General features: G+C 50.2%; 20 protein-coding genes and 1 pseudogene. 5 read left to right on the forward strand and 16 right to left on the reverse strand.

Features of this window, described 5'->3' with window-relative positions; genetic code table 11:
• Positions 1-5: 5 nt before the first annotated feature.
• A complete protein-coding gene (locus tag M3650_RS21300) occupies positions 6-869 on the reverse strand; it encodes a DUF421 domain-containing protein (RefSeq protein ID WP_251577579.1) in 864 nt (287 codons plus the stop codon).
• A gap of 160 nt (positions 870-1,029) precedes the next feature.
• Here M3650_RS21300 and M3650_RS21305 point away from each other — a divergent pair, with 160 nt between their 5' ends.
• Positions 1,030-1,236, forward strand: a complete 207-nt coding sequence (locus tag M3650_RS21305; RefSeq protein WP_019423204.1) for a DUF1657 domain-containing protein — start codon at positions 1,030-1,032, stop codon at positions 1,234-1,236.
• 237 nt (positions 1,237-1,473) lie between these two features.
• Positions 1,474-1,578, forward strand: coding sequence for a YjcZ family sporulation protein (locus M3650_RS21310; RefSeq protein WP_251577581.1), 105 nt, complete (start codon positions 1,474-1,476; stop codon positions 1,576-1,578).
• 66 nt (positions 1,579-1,644) lie between these two features.
• On the opposite strand, the gene M3650_RS21315 is transcribed toward M3650_RS21310, so the two are convergent.
• Positions 1,645-2,265, reverse strand: coding sequence for a M15 family metallopeptidase (locus M3650_RS21315; RefSeq protein WP_483311774.1), 621 nt, complete (start codon positions 2,263-2,265; stop codon positions 1,645-1,647).
• On the opposite strand from M3650_RS21315, the gene M3650_RS33205 reads away from it, so the two are divergent.
• Positions 2,264-2,566: a hypothetical protein gene (locus M3650_RS33205; RefSeq protein ID WP_407672909.1), complete on the forward strand. Its 303-nt coding sequence runs from the start codon at positions 2,264-2,266 to the stop codon at positions 2,564-2,566. The two genes, M3650_RS21315 and M3650_RS33205, sit on opposite strands and share 2 nt — an antisense overlap.
• Before the next feature lie 613 nt (positions 2,567-3,179).
• Here the strand turns inward: M3650_RS33205 and M3650_RS21320 are convergent.
• The 7 genes from M3650_RS21320 to M3650_RS21350 form a co-directional block, all read right to left on the reverse strand.
• Positions 3,180-3,788: a 50S ribosomal protein L25 gene (locus tag M3650_RS21320; protein WP_251577586.1), complete on the reverse strand. Its 609-nt coding sequence runs from the start codon at positions 3,786-3,788 to the stop codon at positions 3,180-3,182.
• Positions 3,789-4,093: 305 nt separating this feature from the next.
• Positions 4,094-4,279, reverse strand: coding sequence for a hypothetical protein (locus M3650_RS21325; protein ID WP_251577588.1), 186 nt, complete (start codon positions 4,277-4,279; stop codon positions 4,094-4,096).
• The gene (locus M3650_RS21330; RefSeq protein WP_251577590.1) at positions 4,276-4,905 is read right to left on the reverse strand and encodes an Ig-like domain-containing protein; all 630 of its coding nucleotides are present in this window, start codon (positions 4,903-4,905) and stop codon (positions 4,276-4,278) included. Before M3650_RS21330 ends, M3650_RS21325 begins: the two co-directional genes overlap by 4 nt.
• A gap of 79 nt (positions 4,906-4,984) precedes the next feature.
• Positions 4,985-5,401 (reverse strand): hypothetical protein, encoded by a 417-nt coding sequence (locus tag M3650_RS21335; RefSeq protein WP_251577592.1) that lies wholly within the window; start codon positions 5,399-5,401, stop codon positions 4,985-4,987.
• An 83-nt stretch (positions 5,402-5,484) separates the two neighbouring features.
• Positions 5,485-5,715 (reverse strand): hypothetical protein, encoded by a 231-nt coding sequence (locus M3650_RS21340; protein WP_251577594.1) that lies wholly within the window; start codon positions 5,713-5,715, stop codon positions 5,485-5,487.
• Positions 5,712-6,044, reverse strand: a complete 333-nt coding sequence (locus tag M3650_RS21345) for a YbjQ family protein (protein ID WP_019423197.1) — start codon at positions 6,042-6,044, stop codon at positions 5,712-5,714. Before M3650_RS21345 ends, M3650_RS21340 begins: the two co-directional genes overlap by 4 nt.
• A 124-nt stretch (positions 6,045-6,168) precedes the next feature.
• Entirely contained in the window at positions 6,169-7,635 is a 1,467-nt protein-coding gene (locus tag M3650_RS21350; protein WP_251577596.1) for an aminotransferase-like domain-containing protein, read from the reverse strand.
• Between the two features lie 157 nt (positions 7,636-7,792).
• On the opposite strand from M3650_RS21350, the gene M3650_RS21355 reads away from it, so the two are divergent.
• Together M3650_RS21355 and M3650_RS21360 are read left to right on the forward strand one after the other, a co-directional pair.
• Entirely contained in the window at positions 7,793-8,410 is a 618-nt protein-coding gene (locus M3650_RS21355) for a LysE/ArgO family amino acid transporter (RefSeq protein WP_251577598.1), read from the forward strand.
• A 151-nt stretch (positions 8,411-8,561) separates the two neighbouring features.
• Positions 8,562-10,592 (forward strand): peptidase G2 autoproteolytic cleavage domain-containing protein, encoded by a 2,031-nt coding sequence (locus M3650_RS21360; protein WP_251577600.1) that lies wholly within the window; start codon positions 8,562-8,564, stop codon positions 10,590-10,592.
• Positions 10,593-10,797: 205 nt separating this feature from the next.
• On the opposite strand, the gene M3650_RS21365 is transcribed toward M3650_RS21360, so the two are convergent.
• The 7 genes and pseudogenes from M3650_RS21365 to M3650_RS21400 form a co-directional block, all read right to left on the reverse strand.
• Positions 10,798-10,980 carry a hypothetical protein gene (locus tag M3650_RS21365; protein WP_251577602.1) on the reverse strand — a complete coding sequence of 61 codons (183 nt, stop codon included), beginning with the start codon at positions 10,978-10,980 and terminating at the stop codon, positions 10,798-10,800.
• A gap of 43 nt (positions 10,981-11,023) precedes the next feature.
• The gene (locus M3650_RS21370; protein WP_251577604.1) at positions 11,024-12,004 is read right to left on the reverse strand and encodes a cysteine peptidase family C39 domain-containing protein; all 981 of its coding nucleotides are present in this window, start codon (positions 12,002-12,004) and stop codon (positions 11,024-11,026) included.
• A gap of 48 nt (positions 12,005-12,052) precedes the next feature.
• Positions 12,053-13,060 carry a hypothetical protein gene (locus tag M3650_RS21375; RefSeq protein ID WP_251577606.1) on the reverse strand — a complete coding sequence of 336 codons (1,008 nt, stop codon included), beginning with the start codon at positions 13,058-13,060 and terminating at the stop codon, positions 12,053-12,055.
• Between the two features lie 77 nt (positions 13,061-13,137).
• A complete protein-coding gene (locus tag M3650_RS21380) occupies positions 13,138-14,049 on the reverse strand; it encodes a helix-turn-helix transcriptional regulator (RefSeq protein ID WP_251577730.1) in 912 nt (303 codons plus the stop codon).
• Between the two features lie 370 nt (positions 14,050-14,419).
• The gene (locus M3650_RS21385) at positions 14,420-15,310 is read right to left on the reverse strand and encodes a hypothetical protein (RefSeq protein ID WP_251577608.1); all 891 of its coding nucleotides are present in this window, start codon (positions 15,308-15,310) and stop codon (positions 14,420-14,422) included.
• Positions 15,311-15,451: 141 nt separating this feature from the next.
• Positions 15,452-16,083, reverse strand: a pseudogene (locus tag M3650_RS21390) (AlkZ-related protein).
• Between the two features lie 41 nt (positions 16,084-16,124).
• Complete coding sequence (locus M3650_RS21400; protein ID WP_251577613.1) at positions 16,125-17,123, reverse strand: helix-turn-helix transcriptional regulator; 999 nt, start codon at positions 17,121-17,123, stop codon at positions 16,125-16,127.
• Between the last annotated feature and the right edge of the window lie 61 nt (positions 17,124-17,184).

The following is a 17,184-nucleotide window of genomic DNA, read 5'->3' on the forward strand; positions in this document are numbered from 1 at the left end:
CTCTGTTATCGAATCAAGTAAGGTCTAAGGTCTGTAATGATAGTTTGCAGCGTTTTTGAACATTGTTCATACATCGATTTTGCCTCTTCATTTTGAGTCGACAGACTGAACAATTCCAAGTCAGCTTCACATTTTTTCAATTTGGCGAGCGCTTCGGCCTCTGTCTGCGGCATCGTCACCTTGATTTGATCGTTCATCAGGTCCACATACAGCTTCCCGTAACTGTCGATTTGAGCCAAAAAGACGTCCTTCGTATCCGTGACACCCAGCTTAGCCAGCTCTTCTTCCAGCCAAGTCTCGTCTCTTCCTAGCGCAATTAACGGCTGCTCCAACACCTGCCCGTCTATGATGAGCGCCAGAGGTTCTTTCTCCGGTGCGACTTTAACCCCGAGATGACTTGGCGTGAGCGGCGTGTGTTCCAGCTTCGGCATCACGTTCACTTCACCGCTCGTTTCCATGATGGCGAATTCCACGTCAGCCGCGCGGAATACATTTTTCTTGCGCAGCAATTCCAACAGCTCGTCGGACGTAATACGCTCTTTTTTCAGATTATCCTCTAAAATTTTACCGTCTTTGATGAGTACGGTGGCCTTCCCGTCAATAATGTTTCTCATCGTCTTGCTTTTAAGCTGTAGAAACTCGATGCCCAGCGACACGGCAGTCCACACACCTAAAGACACCAACCCTAAGAACCAATTATCCTCCAGATCTAAAGAAACATAAGCGGCAAGACTCCCGATCGTGATCCCCGTTATGTATTCGAATACCGATAACTGAGAGACCTGTCTCTTTCCAAGAAGCTTGGTCAATATAAATAGCGTGACTACGGCAACCAGCGTTCTTAATGTAATTTCTAGCCATTGCGGCATGAGTGTCATCCCCCTTTGAACGAATGAAATTGCTACAAGTAATTATTTGTCTAACAAGCGGATTTTATGTTGCGTGGAATGAATCGTAACCGGAGAGTATGTTTCCGGAAACTTTCGGACAACTTATTATTTGTGATTCGATGATAAAGGTGGTGAAACCATGACAGTAGGATCTCAAGTAAAAACCTGTTTGGCTTCGTTGAAAGGCGTCCAGGCCGACCTTGAGCAGTTTGCCTTAGGCACACAAAATCAGGAAGCTAAAAATATGTACACAAACGCCGCCCAACAAACCCAGCAAGTTATTCAGCAGGTAGAAGGACGAGTGCAGCAGTTAGAAGCGGAAGAACCTCAGTATAAGGGGTTTTAAGCCATGTTAACGCAAGGATAGTAGCAATAGAAGGGGCAGGCCTCTAGAAACATCGGCCTGCCCCTTCGACTTTCATCAGAAAGCCTATCTTCATAAAAATCATCGCATTGCAATGGAATTATGGCGTAAATATAGTTTTTGCAGACAAAACCCCGCTAGTGTCCAATCAAGGTCGATATCAAGTACATACAAATATAAGGTAATTCAATTTCTCCACACGAAAGGGGTTATGAGCAGATGTCCGAAGTTAGAGGCGGTTTTGGCTGCGGTTTTACAAGTACAGGTGTCATCCTTGTACTCTTCATTTTGTTGGTCATCATTAGCCGTTCCTTACTGTTCTAGGATCGGGCAAGTAAAGTTCGAGCCACCTATGGCCTTGACTGTCAAGCCCATAGGTGGCTCTCTTTCTTATTGTTCAGATTTATTTTCCGTCAATGCAGTCGTGGACGTGTATACATATTCTTCCAGCGTCAGCTTGCGTTCCGCCATCTCCACTGCTCTCTCCACACCGACATACCGCAAGTGCCAAGGCTCATATTGATAGCCCGTTACCATTTCTTTGCCTTTCGGATAGCGCAGTATGAATCCGTACTCAGGTGCATGTCGAGCGATCCATTCGGCTTCTGCGGAGCCGGCAAAGCAATCTTGTACCGCACACTTCCCATCGCTCCCAGATACGTCGATCGCAAGCCCCGTCTTATGCTCGCTGTGTCCAGGCTCGGCGCTATAGGACATTGCTTGCTCTTTGCCGTGCTTTTTCACATATTGACGATAAATCCACGATTGCGCCGCTAGAGAACGATATGCCGAGACGCCCGCCAAAAAGATGCTGTCCTTCTCCGCACCAGCGAACATTCGTTCCAATGCCCGCGCCGCTTCTCGACGCATGAGACGTTTCTCTGATTTCTCGCGGAAAATAAATCTCACCTTCGGGTCCACCAAATCATCTGGCTCATATTCATCCGGCAGCGCATGTTGTTTATTGACGAGAATGGCCGTGCCGTCATGACTGATTGGAGTGGGCTGCATGTCCGCTGCCCGTTTCGTATTCGGCCCTTCTGAAGCAACGGCGAGCAGCTTCCCCGATTCGGGCTTAACTGACAATGCATTCGATGATTCAGTTGAAGATGCGGTGGATAAAGTGCTCGGTGATCTGGATAATGATGCAGCTGATGATGTGCTTGATTCAGTTGATGATAGGCTCGCTGATCCGGTTGAAGATGTGTTCGGAACAGGCGCTTCCGCCATTGAACCGCAGCCCGCAATCATCGTGATAACTACCATGCAACATATATATAAGTGTCTATATCCTTCATTCGACATGTGCTAACCCTCCTCGTCTTAGTATGGAATAACTACCCTCTTACCATGTACGCATACGCACAGATACCGTCCATTTTATAATTACATTGGTGTGTCTAGGGCGAGAAGTACTGTCATGTTGCCTTTTGCTCCACTATCCCATATCATCAGAAAACGTCATTAGGCTGTAATTTTCCGTATCATGCTTGCTATGCTCCGATTACTGTTGCTCTGCGAGTTAGGCTTATAATGTCTCGCTAACTGTTGTTTTGGCCAATAATTGTTGCTCATACGTTTCCTGTGCGCAATGTTGGGATGACTGTGGCTTTTACCTTCCGCACTCGAATGTTGGATGACTGTGGCTCTTACCATTCGCACTCGCAGTGTTTGGACAACTGCTGCTTTTACCTTTCTCACCCAGATTACTCGGACGATGTTTCTTTTAACTTCCTCACTCGCGGTATCCAGACAATTGTTGGTTTTAGAAGTTGTACTCTCAGTGTTCGGATGAGGGGATTATGAGAGTTTCTGAAGGAACGGGAGAATGGGCAAAGGCATCAATTAATAAAGGATGAGAGTCTCCTTAAAACCAAAAGAAGCCTGCTGAAAGAATCTCAACAGGCTTCCTATATTTACATGAATCAGGATGGTTGCTCGTCCGCTGCATCGACAGCCCCATCGCCCGTATCAACACCGCGTGGTACGATGATGGATACAAGCAATTCATCCTTGTTCGAAATGAGCTGAATATCGTCAGGCAGCACTACTTCATGCGCCAAAAGCTTGTCCCCCACATTCAAATGGGAAATATCCACTTCAAAAACAGAAGGCAAATCGGAAGGAAGACCTTCGATTTCCAATCCCGATTCCTGGCTCTGTATAATTCCGCCTTTCTTCGTACCGGCTGGAGTTCCTTGATATTCTATCGGAACGCGTACACGAATCGGCTTGTTGTCCGATACCTGTTGAAAGTCGACATGAATCCAGGCTCCATTTTTCTGTTCCATTTCTTTGATTAAGGTCTGAATCGGATTCATCCCCTCAATCTTCAAGTGAAACGTTTCTGTTCTACCTCTGCGCGCCAATTTTCCAATTTCCTTCGAATCGACATGTACCGGTATGCTGTCCATGCTCGAACCGTAGACGACTGCCGGAATACGTCCTTGTTGCCGCAAGCCCCGAAGGGCGGAACGCTTGAAATCAGTTCTTCTCTCTGCTTTCAATTCGTACATGTTGCTCTGTGCGTTCATAACGTAACAACCTCCCTCTCGCAATCCTGTCATTCTACAAAAATGCCCTGTCCGTTATAACAAGGCATAGAGGTTATTACCCGTTTTAGTTGTTTTGTAAACATTATTATTATAATGGATTCAATCGCAACAAAAGTTCACCACGATGAAACAGGTTCAGTTCCATTGGATTTCGTACAATAGAAATGAGTCCTTTAAAGCTGAACGTAACGTTTCATTGGATTGCATACAGCAGAATCCACTTGAAGCAGTTGCTTACAGCACGAACAACAGATTTGATTGGATGTTATCCAACCAATCGATCATTACCGCTCGATTACGCAGCATTCCACTGTATATTTTCCAACGAAATCTATCCACAAAAATTTTAAAACTCTGAAGCGAATGCGATTGCCGCTGCCGTCGATGCCGATGACTTGAAGGCTTTGCTGTTCTCCTGCCTTCATCTCCACTGCGCCGCTCAAATCAATACTGACGATAGCCCGATTCATATGATTATCGGATCGCTCGGCACACTCTCATTATGAAGGCGATCGACTGCCGTCACGGCATACGTGTATGTCTCGCCTGTCACCGCGCTTGTATCCGTAAACAGGAGCGGACCGCCGCTCTTGCACAGCGTCAGTACGATCTGACTCGGATCGTTCACATTCGGAGTCGAGCTGCCCACCGTTCGATAGAGCACATAATACCCCGCATCACTGTCCTTGTTGTCCTGCCATGCGAGATGAATTCCCTTATCCATCACATGAGCGGCCGTCCATCGCGGCGCTGCCGGCGCCTCAACACCCACAGCCAGTTCATATTCTGCTGTGGAAGCTTGACGATATCGAGCGGTAATGTGCGCTGTGCCTTCCTTGAGCGCCGTGACTGAACCGTCCAAGTTCACTTGAGCGACAGCGGGATCGCTGCTCGCAAGCTGTGCGTCACTCGTCACATCGATGGGTTCCTTGCTGCCGCTGTACGTTGCCAGCACATTGACGCGCTTCGTCTCACCGACTTGCATCGGCGTCAAACCATTCAGGATCAGCTCGTACACATCCGTATCACCGTAAAACACACGCAGTTCATCAAAGTAAAGCGCACCTCCATTTTTATTGCGGTCGCTCGTCTCCACAAGATAGATCTGGTTCAGCCTGAGCGGTTCAGTAAGATTGGACGGATGTTAGCTGTTATATAGCGCCAGCCGTTCCAGTTCAACCCTCCACTCGCGGTGAAGTCGACTGTCGGCTTGGCGCCGCTAGCATCCTGAAGCTGTGCGCACTGCCAATGGTCGTTGCCTTCACCATATACCCAGAGACCAATTGTCTTCGGATAACCGTCAATTGGCCTTCCGGCAGCGCCGGAAAATTCATATAAGCAGCCGAGGTGCCTTCTGTGCCCGTAAAGTCATACGACAGCTTGGCGGAATGAAGACCATGCCGGACCGGCTGCGGGCGTGACGACGGTACCAATGTGACGGTACCCTCGCACCGCTCGTACGGACGACACGGAGATGTCCTGAATCTGCTCAAAATCTTCGAGCAATGCTGCGCGGGTACCGATAGATGCGATTGCGTCTGCTTGAGGTTGTTCGATAATCCATGGTTGGGACGGTGGTGTCTCGGTTTCATCACACTTCCCCTCTCCATTCAATAGGTTTAGGTTGAAGAGCACAAAAAGGGATGGCACTTGGGCCATCCCCCTGCTCACTCTCCTATTCCTTTCCCAGCTTGTAGAACCGCTTTCCCGTCTGCGGGTGGAAATATACGGTGATCAAATCTCCGGTTGTCGGGTCATGTGACACTTCCCTAGTAGAAATAAAGCCGGAAGGCACCACCGTGCCCTGCCTGTCGTCAAGCCGCCTATCCTTTTTCGCGGATGCGATCAACAGCCCGACGAAGACGATCAATTGAATCGCGCCATAGATGAGGATGAACTTCATCATCGCGGCATCTTCTCTTTCTCCACGACGACGGCTGTGCCGTAAGCCACGATTTCGCTCATGTTACTGCCCACTTCGCCGGAATCGAACCTCATCATAATAATGGCGTTAGCCCCCATCGCCTGCGCATTGGCAACCATTCGATCGAGCGACTGCCGGCGCGCATCCTCCAGTAATTCCGTGTACTGCTTAATCTCGCCTCCGACCAGCCCTTTAAAAGCGGCAGCAATGTCCTTGCCGATTCCGCGCGCCCGCACCGTCAGTCCGAATACGGTCCCTTTCACTTCGACGATGTTATGCTGCGGCACGTGTTCTGTCGTCACGATGATCATTGTCGTTCCCCCTCCGTCGATCTCTCTATCCTATATCATAAATCAAATCATCCTTAGTACGAATGAACGCGGAGGTTCGTTCAATCAGGACAACATTTTTGTTGCGTAAATGCGGCGACACCCATCATACGGAAAGACAGTGAAGGTGGTGTATCAATATGGACAGCTCTATCATGGCCCGTTCCATTTCATCGAGCCCGGCATAGGCAAATGACAATCGCAGTTGCTTCTTGGCTGAACGATCATAAATATAGCCCGGATTAATGAGAATGCCCCGCTTGAGCGCATGTTCGAACAGTGCAGCCATGGAAATGTCGGCGTGCAACGTGACCCAAATGTAGAAGCCGCCTTGCGGCGTGCTCCAGGTGGCGAGATTAGACCAATGCGCGTCTAGCAGTTGCAGCATGCAATCGCGCCTCTCCTTCAACTGTCTGCGGATGGTTCGGCAATGCTCCGCATGCCATCCCGCCCCGAACCATTCCGCGGCGGCAGCCTGCGACAAGGAACTGGAGCCGTAATCGGTCTGCATTTTAATATCGGCCAACCGTTCGATAACCGGCTGTGGTCCGACGACCCATCCGATACGCAAGCCGGGACTAACAATCTTGGACATCGTGCCGACGTACAATACTTGCCCCTGCGTGTCCAGAGCGCGCAGCGGTGGCGGCGGAGCTTCGTGGCCGAACCATAGCTCTTCGTATGCGCCGTCTTCGAGAATCGGCAAGCCGATGCGTAGGCTCGTCTCCAACAGATCCCGTCTTCTCTTATCGCTCATGACCGTCCCTGTCGGATTATGAAAGGTAGGAATCGTATAGAGCAGCGAAGCGTCATATTGCCGTTTGAACCGCTCGACATGGGACACTTGCAGCCCGGACTCGTCCATCGGCAAGCCAATGAGCTTCATCCCCGCGGATTGAAAGGCGTGAATCGAATATAAATAAGATGGCTTTTCAAGCAGCATTGTCGAGCCTTTTTCCAACAGAGCGGCAGAGATAAGCTGGAAAGCCTGCAACGAGCCGGAAACAATCAAAATAGTGGACGGCGGCGCGGATATACCTACCCTCTTCAGATGGGCGCTCACTTGCGAACGAAGCGCATAGGTGCCCAACGCTTCTTCATAGCCGAGAGGCACATGTTGCCGTGCCAGTTCAGCAAACAACAGTCGAACCTGTTCCTGCGGCAGCAGCTCTGGGGACAATTCACCCGTCCCGAGTCGAATCATCGTCGGATCGAATTCCATTCGGTTAATCGTCTGGATCGTCGGCAGATTCGGATAGTGAACACCGTCCTCCACATATGCATTCCAATTCGGCGGCGGCGGTGACTCCGACTGACGTTCCGGTTGGTGATGAATGATTGTCGTTCCGCCCCCGCTTTTCCCTGCGATATATCCTTGTGATGTCAAGTGTTCCAAAGCCATAATCAGTGTGCTTCGATTCACTTGAAAAGCCGCTGCCAAGGCACGCTGAGAAGGCAGCTTCATGCCCACCGTCCATTCCCCGCTCGTTATCTTTTCTTTCATGAACCCTTCAATCTGTTGGTATAACGGAATCGATGAAGACGGATCTGGCTTCCAATCGATCTTATCCACGAGGCAACACTCTCCCGTACCCTTATCGTCTTCCAATTATAATGTTTGGTTGGGCTGCTATACAACCAAATGGTTGGGGACAATTCGCTGCAGATCATATATCCTTGATGCTGAACAACGCGTTGATTCAGTACAGCATGGAGAAAGAGGAATTAGAATGACAGAAGCTTTTGTGCACGGTGTATTGCTCGCCTTCGGGTTAATTCTTCCGTTAGGTGTTCAAAACGTGTTTATTTTCAACCAAGGAGCGATTCAGCCGCGCTTCGTCAAGGTGGTTCCGGTCATCATAACGGCCGCGCTCTGTGATACGCTGCTCATTTCGTTGGCGGTAGGCGGCGTATCCCTGCTTATATTGCAATGGACGTGGTTAAAAAGCCTGCTCTATGTCGCCGGGTTCATCTTTTTGCTCTACATGGGATGGAGCCTGTGGAAAGCTGAGGTCGCGACGGATCAGAGCGAACATGGGCAGCTATCCGTCAAAAGGCAGGTACTCTTCGCATTGTCGGTGTCACTCTTGAACCCGCACGCCCTGCTGGATACTGTCGGCATTATCGGCACGAATTCACTTCAATACACCGGGACGGACAAGTGGGCCTTCATCGGGGCGACGATTGGCGCGTCGTGGTTGTGGTTTATCGGGTTAGCCATTGCTGGCCGGCTTCTCCGGACGTTGGACCATTCCGGCAAGTGGATGAGCGGATTGAACAAAATCTCGGCGCTAACGATCTGGCTCATCGCTTTGTATATGGGCGTAACGATGATAATGTCCTTATGAAAAAACAATTTATTTTATGCAGTTAAACGTTTATTTAATATCGATAATTATTAAGGGTTGTTTTACTATTTGATTCGCCGTTTCTGCGAGAAAGAATCTATCATATTTTATAGTAGATATTATTATTTCTTATATTGGGAGGTTAGCTCCTATGTCATGTAATCAACAGCCGAGCGGAGCTTGTTCCGATGCAGAAGGTTCCAATACGACGGCAAAAGGATTTGCATCCCATGCGGAAGGAGCAAGCGCAACCGCCTTTGGCGACGCTTCTCATGCAGAAGGATCAACAACGAAGGCACGCGGATTCGTGTCCCATGCCGAAGGAGCTCTAACTACGGCAAGCGGAGACGCCTCTCACGCAGAGGGCTCAACAACGACAGCAAGCGGGTTCGTGTCTCATGCGGAAGGGGCAAATACCATTGCTGGCGGCGACGCGTCTCATGCCGAGGGTTCAATGACAACGGCAAATGGATTCGCGACACATGCGGAAGGGCTTCAGACGAACGCGAGCGGCAATGCTTCTCACGCGGAAGGCTCGCAAACAACGGCGGCAGGAGAAAATTCACACGTTGAAGGCTTTAAAACGCAGACCACTGTGAACGGCATGAATGCTCATGCCGAAGGTGAAGAAACGATTGCCAGAGGGAATGCCTCTCACGCCGAAGGCATACAGACCGAAGCAAACGGTAAGGGATCGCACGCGGAAGGAATATCATCCACTACCCTGGGCGTTGGTTCTCACGCCGAGGGTAACCATACAGAGGCAAGCGGCGATTATTCCCATGCGGAAGGGGAATTTACTTACGCGAGGGGGAAAAGTTCTCATGCCGAAGGGTCAGGTTCAACGGCAGATGGGGAAAGCGCACATGCCGAGGGGCAGGGCACCTCAGCGAGCGGGCTAGCCGCTCATGCCGAAGGGTACACATGCTTCGCAGTTGGGACTTTTTCTCATGCAGAGGGATTCAGCACAGTATCTGAGGGGTTAGCCACTCATACGGAAGGACAAAATACCCGCGCATTCGGTTCTGGCTGTCACGCGGAAGGTTTCGGAACTCTGGCAAGCGGGGATTCTTGTCATGCCGAGGGCATACAGACCGAAGCATATTGGCAAGCCAGCCATGCCGAAGGAATAGGCACTGCAGCGAGCGGCTACGGCTCCCATTCAGAAGGTTTATATACAGCAGCAAGCTTTACGTCCGCACACGCCGAAGGTTATTACACAAAAGCTTACGGAGGAGCGTCCCATGCCGAAGGAGGCAGAACATTAGCAGATGGAGACTACTCTCATGCCGAGGGATATCAAACGCAAACAACGAAGACAGGGATAAATGCTCATGCAGAAGGTGAAGAGACCATCGCCAGCGGGACAAATACCCATGTCGAGGGGTATAAATCCGAAGCAAGCGGACTTGATGCTCACGCTCAGAATACGAACACGGTAGCAAGCGGAGCTTCCTCTCATGCGGAAGGCAACAGTACCACTACCAACGAATTTGCGAGAACTCACATAATGGGGATAAATGGAGCCGCAAACGAAGAAAACGCCTGGTTTTTGGCCAATGGAGCAATTCCATACGACCCGAATGGTATCGTGGCGAAAATATCGGGCGATGGCAGTGCCCATTTTGACAGCATCGTTACCGGTTCCGTCTTCAGTCCTATTGCCGGAGCCTGCAGTTATGCCGAAATGTTCGAGTCTACAGATGGACAGACCATTGATGCAGGATATTTTGTAACCCTCGATGGCGATAAAATCCGGAAGGCTAATGCCAGTGATGATTATATCTTGGGAATTACAAGCTCCAACTATGGAATATTGGGAGATGCGGCAGACCCAAGTTGCAGCAAATTCCTCTATGACGAGTGGAATCGAATTCAATATCATGATGTCGTCATTCCTTCTATTACAAGGGAAGAACGCGTCATAGAACCGGAACGCACAGAATCAAGACCGATATTGAATCCGGATTGGGTACCAAGCCAGAAATGCGCATCCCGCCTCGAGAAGCCTGAGTGGGCAGCCGTCGGTCTGAATGGGAAACTGCTCGTCCGCGATGACGGCACCTGCCAAGTCAACGGTTATTGCAAGCCTGACAACGAAGGGATTGCTACCGCTGCCGAGCAGGGATATCGGGTAATGAAGCGGACGGGACCGAATCAGATTCTAGTCTTGTTCAGATAGAATCGGGGATCATTTTCTAAGCATAAGACTGCTTACAACTGCGTTAACTTGCTAAAAAAAGGGCCTTGAGTCTAAAGTGTGTAGAATCAAGGCCCTTCTCTATGTGATTATGGTTGAAAAACAGGCGCATCAATTACGACTAGCTGACTGTGGCTCTATCAATCAATCGAACCATCCGGTTCGTATCGGCTATAAGACTATCTAGCTAAGCATCGTCTACTCTTTCCTGACTTGCTTTGGCGCACTTTTTACATACTTGAATGGATGTTCCGTCCGATTTGGTTTGCGTATACAGCAGCTTGATTCGAGTGCTTCCGCACACGGGACAAGTCCCTCTGCCGTGACTCGGCATATTCCATAATACTTTTCCTCGTTTGGTCTTTGCCATTTTGTTCGATATCTCCTCTTTATTCATTTCGTTTATTTATCTTCTATCTTCGTTCTGGAGTGAAACCTCGTGAAAGTCGTACATCATGAACGACTTGCTTCATCTGGCATATGGCTGCCTGCTCTGCATCCTTAGCTTCCTGAAAGCAGCGGGCTATTTCCAGCCGGATCGGCATTGTTGTTGGTTCGTCGGCAAGACATAACGCGAGCAGCCGATTGATGTCCTCATACTTGCGGCATACCTGCGCATAATAGCTTGCCACAAGCTCCAATCCCGCCATTTCTGGCTGAATCGACTGAACATACTGCACAATATAGCGTTTGAACACACCGTACATCCGAATCGTCCGGGCAGCCCCGTCCCAATCGAACTCGCCTTCGCGGCACGCCTCGATCAAGAAGTCATACGCGCGTACTCCGCAAGCGAATTGATCCGCACATAGTGCGGTGTCATGATGTTCCCATTGATAAATTGCCTGTACAAAGGATTCCTTGACCAAGTCCCGAATATCGAACGCAATGCGTTCTGCACCGAATAATTGACAGAAACTAAGCGACGATTGCCCTTGTCCCAGCGTGTCGAATGAAATGGATTGATTGGATTTCCCCGCCGAATCGACCGCATAGAACAGCCTGTTATCATCGTCATACCCGTACAAGGACATGAATTGATCCTGCCATACGACGACGCCTACCCCTTGGTCAATGGAATGCATTGCTTCCTTCACCACATGCTGACGATAAATCGGCACGAGCGGGTGGTCGGAATAGCCCGCATACGTCTCTGAGTATACGCCGACGAAATCAGCAGCCAAGTAATGCTGCGCAGACCAATCATAGGCGAATATGGACACGGCAGACAATTGCCGGTGAACGCTGAAGCGGAACGCGAGCGCGGACATGCATGCCAACGCGTATTTCGGATACGCGGTCAGCCCGGCAGCGTGCAGCACAGCATGAAATTGATCGATGAACGTATTCGTCTCCGGTTCAACCTTGAACGGAGACAGCTTGATGACGGACACCTTCTTCTCTCCTCCCCCGCATGCGAACCTCTTGCTAATAAGACGCTGCTATCTCGGGGAAGCAATACCCCAGAGCGCAATATCAAGTTCTCCCGGCAACCTATCTTCGCAGCCAATACACGCTTTTAATTCATGAACCGCCTTCTCCTCAAGCTCCTTCGCCTCGCGGACATTCTTCAACAATGCAGGGAACGATGCTTGATCGAGGGCAGCAGTCCCCTCGTCGGCACGAATGAAGCGGCAAATATGCCGATATACGGCGTCTACTTCCCGATACGCTTGAAGCACCGCTTCGGTTAGGCCCAATTCGGATTGGATATCTTCCAGGTAAGCGACGATATCGCGCTTGATTTCAGCGTATGACTTTAGGATGTACGTCCCCCCGCTCGCACTGTATCGGCGTGATACCAATGCCTGAATAAGATAATCGTATGCCAGTCTGCCCGAGGCAAACGCTTGATCGGGTGCCGTTTTATGCGGCGTTTCCCACTCCGATACCGCTGCGCGCAGCGACTCCCTATAGATGTCTGCTTCAGGCCTGTCCCATTTATCCAACAACAGTTGATAGAACCAGAACGGAGTGCCATTTCCCGCAACTCCGAAATTGTCGTATAGCATGACTTGCTCGTCCTGCGACCAACCGTCTCGGTAAAAATACACTTTATCCTCATCATCATAGCCGTGGATGACTGCGAATTCGGGCAGCCAGAACACCACGCCCAGACCACGGTCGATCGACAACTTAATAGAACGTTCGGCCTGCTTCCGGGCTAATGGGAACGTCGGGTGCCTAATATAGCCTCCCGGCGACACATTCGCCCAGCCCAGCCGCTCAGCCGCCTCGCCGTGCTCTTTGCCCCAATACCCATACGCCGTCATCGAGCTTTCGGATAAATGTTCATGAATGATAAACTTGAATGCCATGCCAGTCATGCCGGACAGCATGGATTTCGTGCCTGCAAACCGTCCCGCCGCAGTCAAAATCGCATGCAGCGCATCGATATAGCTTCTGTTCTCTCTTTTAAAATCGATACCTTCGAGCTTGTTCCAACTCAAGAGCGGCCGCCCCCTAATCATTCATCGCGATAATCCGATTATACAAAGAGTGGTACGACATAAAATGTCGTACCACTTCATTGCGTCTCCAAATCAGTCAATAATTGCATCAACCGTCGCTTCACTTTCTCTTTTAACCATTTTGGCTTGTGGATCGCCGTCCATCCCCGCACAGAGAGAAGTTGATCAATAAAGGGATCGATATGTATAAACTCAATTGCGTATTGACCGTTTCCAAGAGGCTTGACGTTATAGCTGCCCCACTCCTCGCCATTCAGTTGTCCAGAACATTCCAACACGGCGACAAACGGGCGCACTTGACTGGCATGAATATGTTCGTTCAACGCGTCGTGATGCATCTTTTCAAAGCGCTCCTGCAGCATTCGTGTGCTCACCATCCGGTCAAGACGATAGATTTCCGTTTGCCTCGTTTCCTCACAATAAGCCGATATATAGTCAGCATAATGCTTAAAGTACATTTGATACGGATGAATCGTGCCTCTGATTTCCCCGTGCTCCGCATGATTATATACGATAGCCACTTTGCGGGACTGCGCCAAAGACAGCCTCAACGTATAGGCAGTGTCAACGATCGCTGACTCGATTGCAAAGGAAGGAATGGAGTGCTCCGTACTGTCGATGTTCGATAAACGACGAAATAATCGGGATACCTGCTTTTGCAGCTTCGAATTTTTCACACCGTCATCGAAGTCTCCATATTGATGCTGCTCGTAACGGTAAGCCAAAAAAGAGATAACCTTCTTCTCCTCTTCGGTAATATACAGACTGGGCAAAATGTATGCCGTATCCTCATACTCGTATCCGCGGCTTTTTGCCGAATAACACAGAGGAGCTCCCAGCGAATTCATCAAATACTCGATATCCCGGTTTGCCTGTCTCGTCGAGATTTCGAATTGCTGTGCGAGCTTTCTGCTATTCGGATAGTTCATCGATCTGACCTGCTGATCAAACCATAAGATGCGGTGCATGTTGCTCAAATATGTACCCTCTCGTTTCTATATACTCTATGAATGTCCAATGATATATACTTCGACTTGGCTTAGCTCGAACGCAAAGACAGTTTGGTTCAACTTAAATGATACAGATAAACGCGCCGACATGGGTATGCGGTGAGACCGCATACCCTAACTCAACGCAACTTGTTCTCAACTTCAGACGCACATCTCCTGAGCAAAATGCCGTCGGACGGTCCGATATGCTGAAATGATCCAGTTGATTTCCCCGGAAATCGCGCAAATCGAGGGAAATGTACATATTTGCGTGTATTTTTGCAGTTCAGCGTCGTATTTTCCGATTTCGGCGCGAAAAGTACTGAATTTGTAAAGCACATCACGCGATTTAGAGCCGTCCATACGAGCGCAGGGTCTTTAAGCGCTCCACGGTAATAAATCCCCGCCACTCCAGCTCGCATGCGGAGCTGACGGCCGGCCAGCTGATCGGCCACCCGCCGTCTTCGCTCTGGTCTTGCAGCAGCGCGGTCAGATGCCGTTCCAGATCCGCTTCACCTATGAACCGTCCCGCATAGCTATCCCGTGACGGTGCCCAATCGAGCACTTTGTGCACATAACCTTGGGCATGTGGATCGAGCTCAATCGTGCCTGGATGGGACAACCATTCGTCAACCTTCGCCAAATAAGCGCCGGCCCGTTCACGATCTCGATGATTTTCTAGGAAGGTAATGCACTGAGTGACGTCATGAAAATCACTTGTGTCGACCTTCTCAATCCGCTCCCATACGAACTGCTCTGTCTTGCGGAACCACGTCTCATGCGAAATAAAAGGGACCGCATCCTGCTTCAACAGAAAGCCCATCATCCGACCGGTCGGATTCATGGATGCCGCATCGTCCCGTTCCGTCGTCCACCACGGCGCATGGGGGTAATCATTCACACTGCAGAACGAGCGTGGAATGCCGCCAGTCTCCTCCACGGTGGCCGATTCCATAAAGCGTGCGATCCCCGAAACGATCTCGCGATTATATCCATCGATCTCATCCAGGATGGTCAGCGCGACTTCCGTCGGCACCGGCTGGCTGTGAGGGCAGCGGATGTCTGGCTCAAGCGCATTGCCGAAGCCTCCATCTACGTTCTGATAAGCACGGAGGACGGCCAAGACACTCTCCTTCGTGCCTTGTCCAAAGAAATATTCGAATCTCATCCGATCGAGCAGTCTTGCATTGTGGTATATGAACTGTCTTGCGTTCTCCAACACTTCATTAACGTTATTCATATTAAACCTCCTTAATAGTTAATGTCATTAATTAAATTGATTTTGCTCTAAAAAGTACTCATTCCTTTTACCTTTCCATGTAACTATGCAGCATCATACCGCTTAGATACGTCAGGCATTAAGCCGCTTTGTACTCATGCATTACCAGCCGAATATTTTCCCCATATACGCCATCGCCTCTGCGCTGCTGTTCTGGGACAAGCGTCCATACAGCCGTTCCTTCGCTTCTGCTATTGGAATCGCAGCGGCTTCGATCCTCGTCTGCTCCATCCAATGAGGCATCGTCTCATATGATGTGCTATTCCAGCCATTGATCTCCCCTGCTTCATTTCTCCGTGCCTTTACGCCGGAGATGACGATGTCCATCGTTCCTTGCAGCTCGATGACGGCCTGATCGAACTCCTTCTTCTTATCGACAGCTTTCATCCCTGCCGCAGCGCGCAGTGACCTCGTCTCGATCCCTTGCTGCGCATCAATGATGGCAAGCAGCTCGCATGCCGCCTTCGACAGCAGCCCGTCCTCGTATCGTTCCTGGCCGGAACGAGCGCTGCCCAAGATCGCATACACGAGCGGAACAAGGTCGCGGGCAATGAAGACGGCTTTCTTCTTCAGGAATTTCCCGTATGCAGCTGTCCCATCACCTGGGAAGCGCACTCTCCACCGCCAAGGATCGAACCGGTATCGGAGTGCCACTGCTCCTCCTTAGTGATTCCACTAAGCGACGGATGGTCCGGTATTAATTTCGCCAGCGGCAATATGCCCACTTCCTGCATCACCTCTACTGCCTCATCGTAAGTATGTACGATAATATCCTTCAATGGCCATTCCCTCCTTTTTCTTCATCAGCATCATATCGATTACACATCTGTTCAGCTATCCGGCGTATTTCCATTCTCAGCACCGCCGGCTCCAGCACATCCGCTTCCAGCCCCAATTGATAGAAAAATCGGACTGCCCATTCCCATTCCGCTTGCGGGCAATCAAAGGACACCTCCCAGATGTCCTCACCTACCGCCCTCACACATTCCCCAATGTGTTCGTCATGCTCGACTTGAAGCAAGCCACGATACGTCAAGCGGGCACGGATATGGATCGTCGCTGGCACGTTTCTGCTCGAACCTGCCTCCCGTCCATCAAGCGCATCGCGTTCCGATAGCTTGTAGCACATTATTGCTGCAGCCAACTCTGCTTCGTCCCCGAGCGGCATAAGCTTCTCGAAGCGGTCGATGCGGAACGATCTCGACTCCCGGTGCACGGTCGAATACGCTTCGCAGTACCAGAAGCCGTGGGCCGCATAAATACGCTGCGGCAGCAAAGTTAACCAGCGCTGATGATTCTGCGATCGATAGAACGCACGCACCCAGGCTGATACTGAGACATAATCCAGAAGGGCGGACAAAAATGGTGTGCGATACTTCCTTTTTGGTACGGCTAATTCCATTTTTTCCAATAACGGTGCGATTTGAGACCTCGTTTCCTGCGGCAGCACGTGCTTAATTTTGTCCATCACGGTCCATCGTTCTTCATTAAAAGGCGAGTCCGGCAATTGGGTCATCCCTCGCAGCGCAAACAGCACCGTGAGCGCTTCCATCGAATTGAATTGCAATGGGGGCAACATATACCCATCCATAAGCCGGAATCCCCCAGACGGACCGGTAGAGGAATATAGGGGCACCCCCATCTCACATAGCGCCTCCATGTCACGAAGAATGGTGCGCTTCGACACCTCGAACTTATCTGCCAACGATTGGGCGGTCTCTGGGCGCTGCTGCAAGGCTATGATGATAGCCATCAATCGATCTGTACGCTTCACTGCTTGTCCTCCCAATCTGTATCCATCGATTCATTTACGTCGATTATATCATGGGATTGGT

The organism is Paenibacillus sp. MER TA 81-3 (assembly GCF_023713585.1).
Taxonomy (GTDB): Bacteria; Bacillota; Bacilli; order Paenibacillales; family Paenibacillaceae; genus Paenibacillus_B; species Paenibacillus_B profundus.

Coding starts and splice junctions, on each gene's coding strand:
- M3650_RS21300 (WP_251577579.1), bottom strand. CDS start 869: ATGCCGCAATGGCTAGAAATTACATTAAGAACGCTGGTTGCCGTAGTC.
- M3650_RS21305 (WP_019423204.1), top strand. CDS start 1,030: ATGACAGTAGGATCTCAAGTAAAAACCTGTTTGGCTTCGTTGAAAGGC.
- M3650_RS21310 (WP_251577581.1), top strand. CDS start 1,474: ATGTCCGAAGTTAGAGGCGGTTTTGGCTGCGGTTTTACAAGTACAGGT.
- M3650_RS33205 (WP_407672909.1), top strand. CDS start 2,264: ATGTCCGCTGCCCGTTTCGTATTCGGCCCTTCTGAAGCAACGGCGAGC.
- M3650_RS21315 (WP_483311774.1), bottom strand. CDS start 2,265: ATGCAGCCCACTCCAATCAGTCATGACGGCACGGCCATTCTCGTCAAT.
- M3650_RS21320 (WP_251577586.1), bottom strand. CDS start 3,788: ATGAACGCACAGAGCAACATGTACGAATTGAAAGCAGAGAGAAGAACT.
- M3650_RS21325 (WP_251577588.1), bottom strand. CDS start 4,279: ATGAATCGGGCTATCGTCAGTATTGATTTGAGCGGCGCAGTGGAGATG.
- M3650_RS21335 (WP_251577592.1), bottom strand. CDS start 5,401: ATGAAACCGAGACACCACCGTCCCAACCATGGATTATCGAACAACCTC.
- M3650_RS21340 (WP_251577594.1), bottom strand. CDS start 5,715: ATGATGAAGTTCATCCTCATCTATGGCGCGATTCAATTGATCGTCTTC.
- M3650_RS21345 (WP_019423197.1), bottom strand. CDS start 6,044: ATGATCATCGTGACGACAGAACACGTGCCGCAGCATAACATCGTCGAA.
- M3650_RS21355 (WP_251577598.1), top strand. CDS start 7,793: ATGACAGAAGCTTTTGTGCACGGTGTATTGCTCGCCTTCGGGTTAATT.
- M3650_RS21360 (WP_251577600.1), top strand. CDS start 8,562: ATGTCATGTAATCAACAGCCGAGCGGAGCTTGTTCCGATGCAGAAGGT.
- M3650_RS21365 (WP_251577602.1), bottom strand. CDS start 10,980: ATGGCAAAGACCAAACGAGGAAAAGTATTATGGAATATGCCGAGTCAC.
- M3650_RS21380 (WP_251577730.1), bottom strand. CDS start 14,049: ATGCACCGCATCTTATGGTTTGATCAGCAGGTCAGATCGATGAACTAT.
- M3650_RS21385 (WP_251577608.1), bottom strand. CDS start 15,310: ATGAATAACGTTAATGAAGTGTTGGAGAACGCAAGACAGTTCATATAC.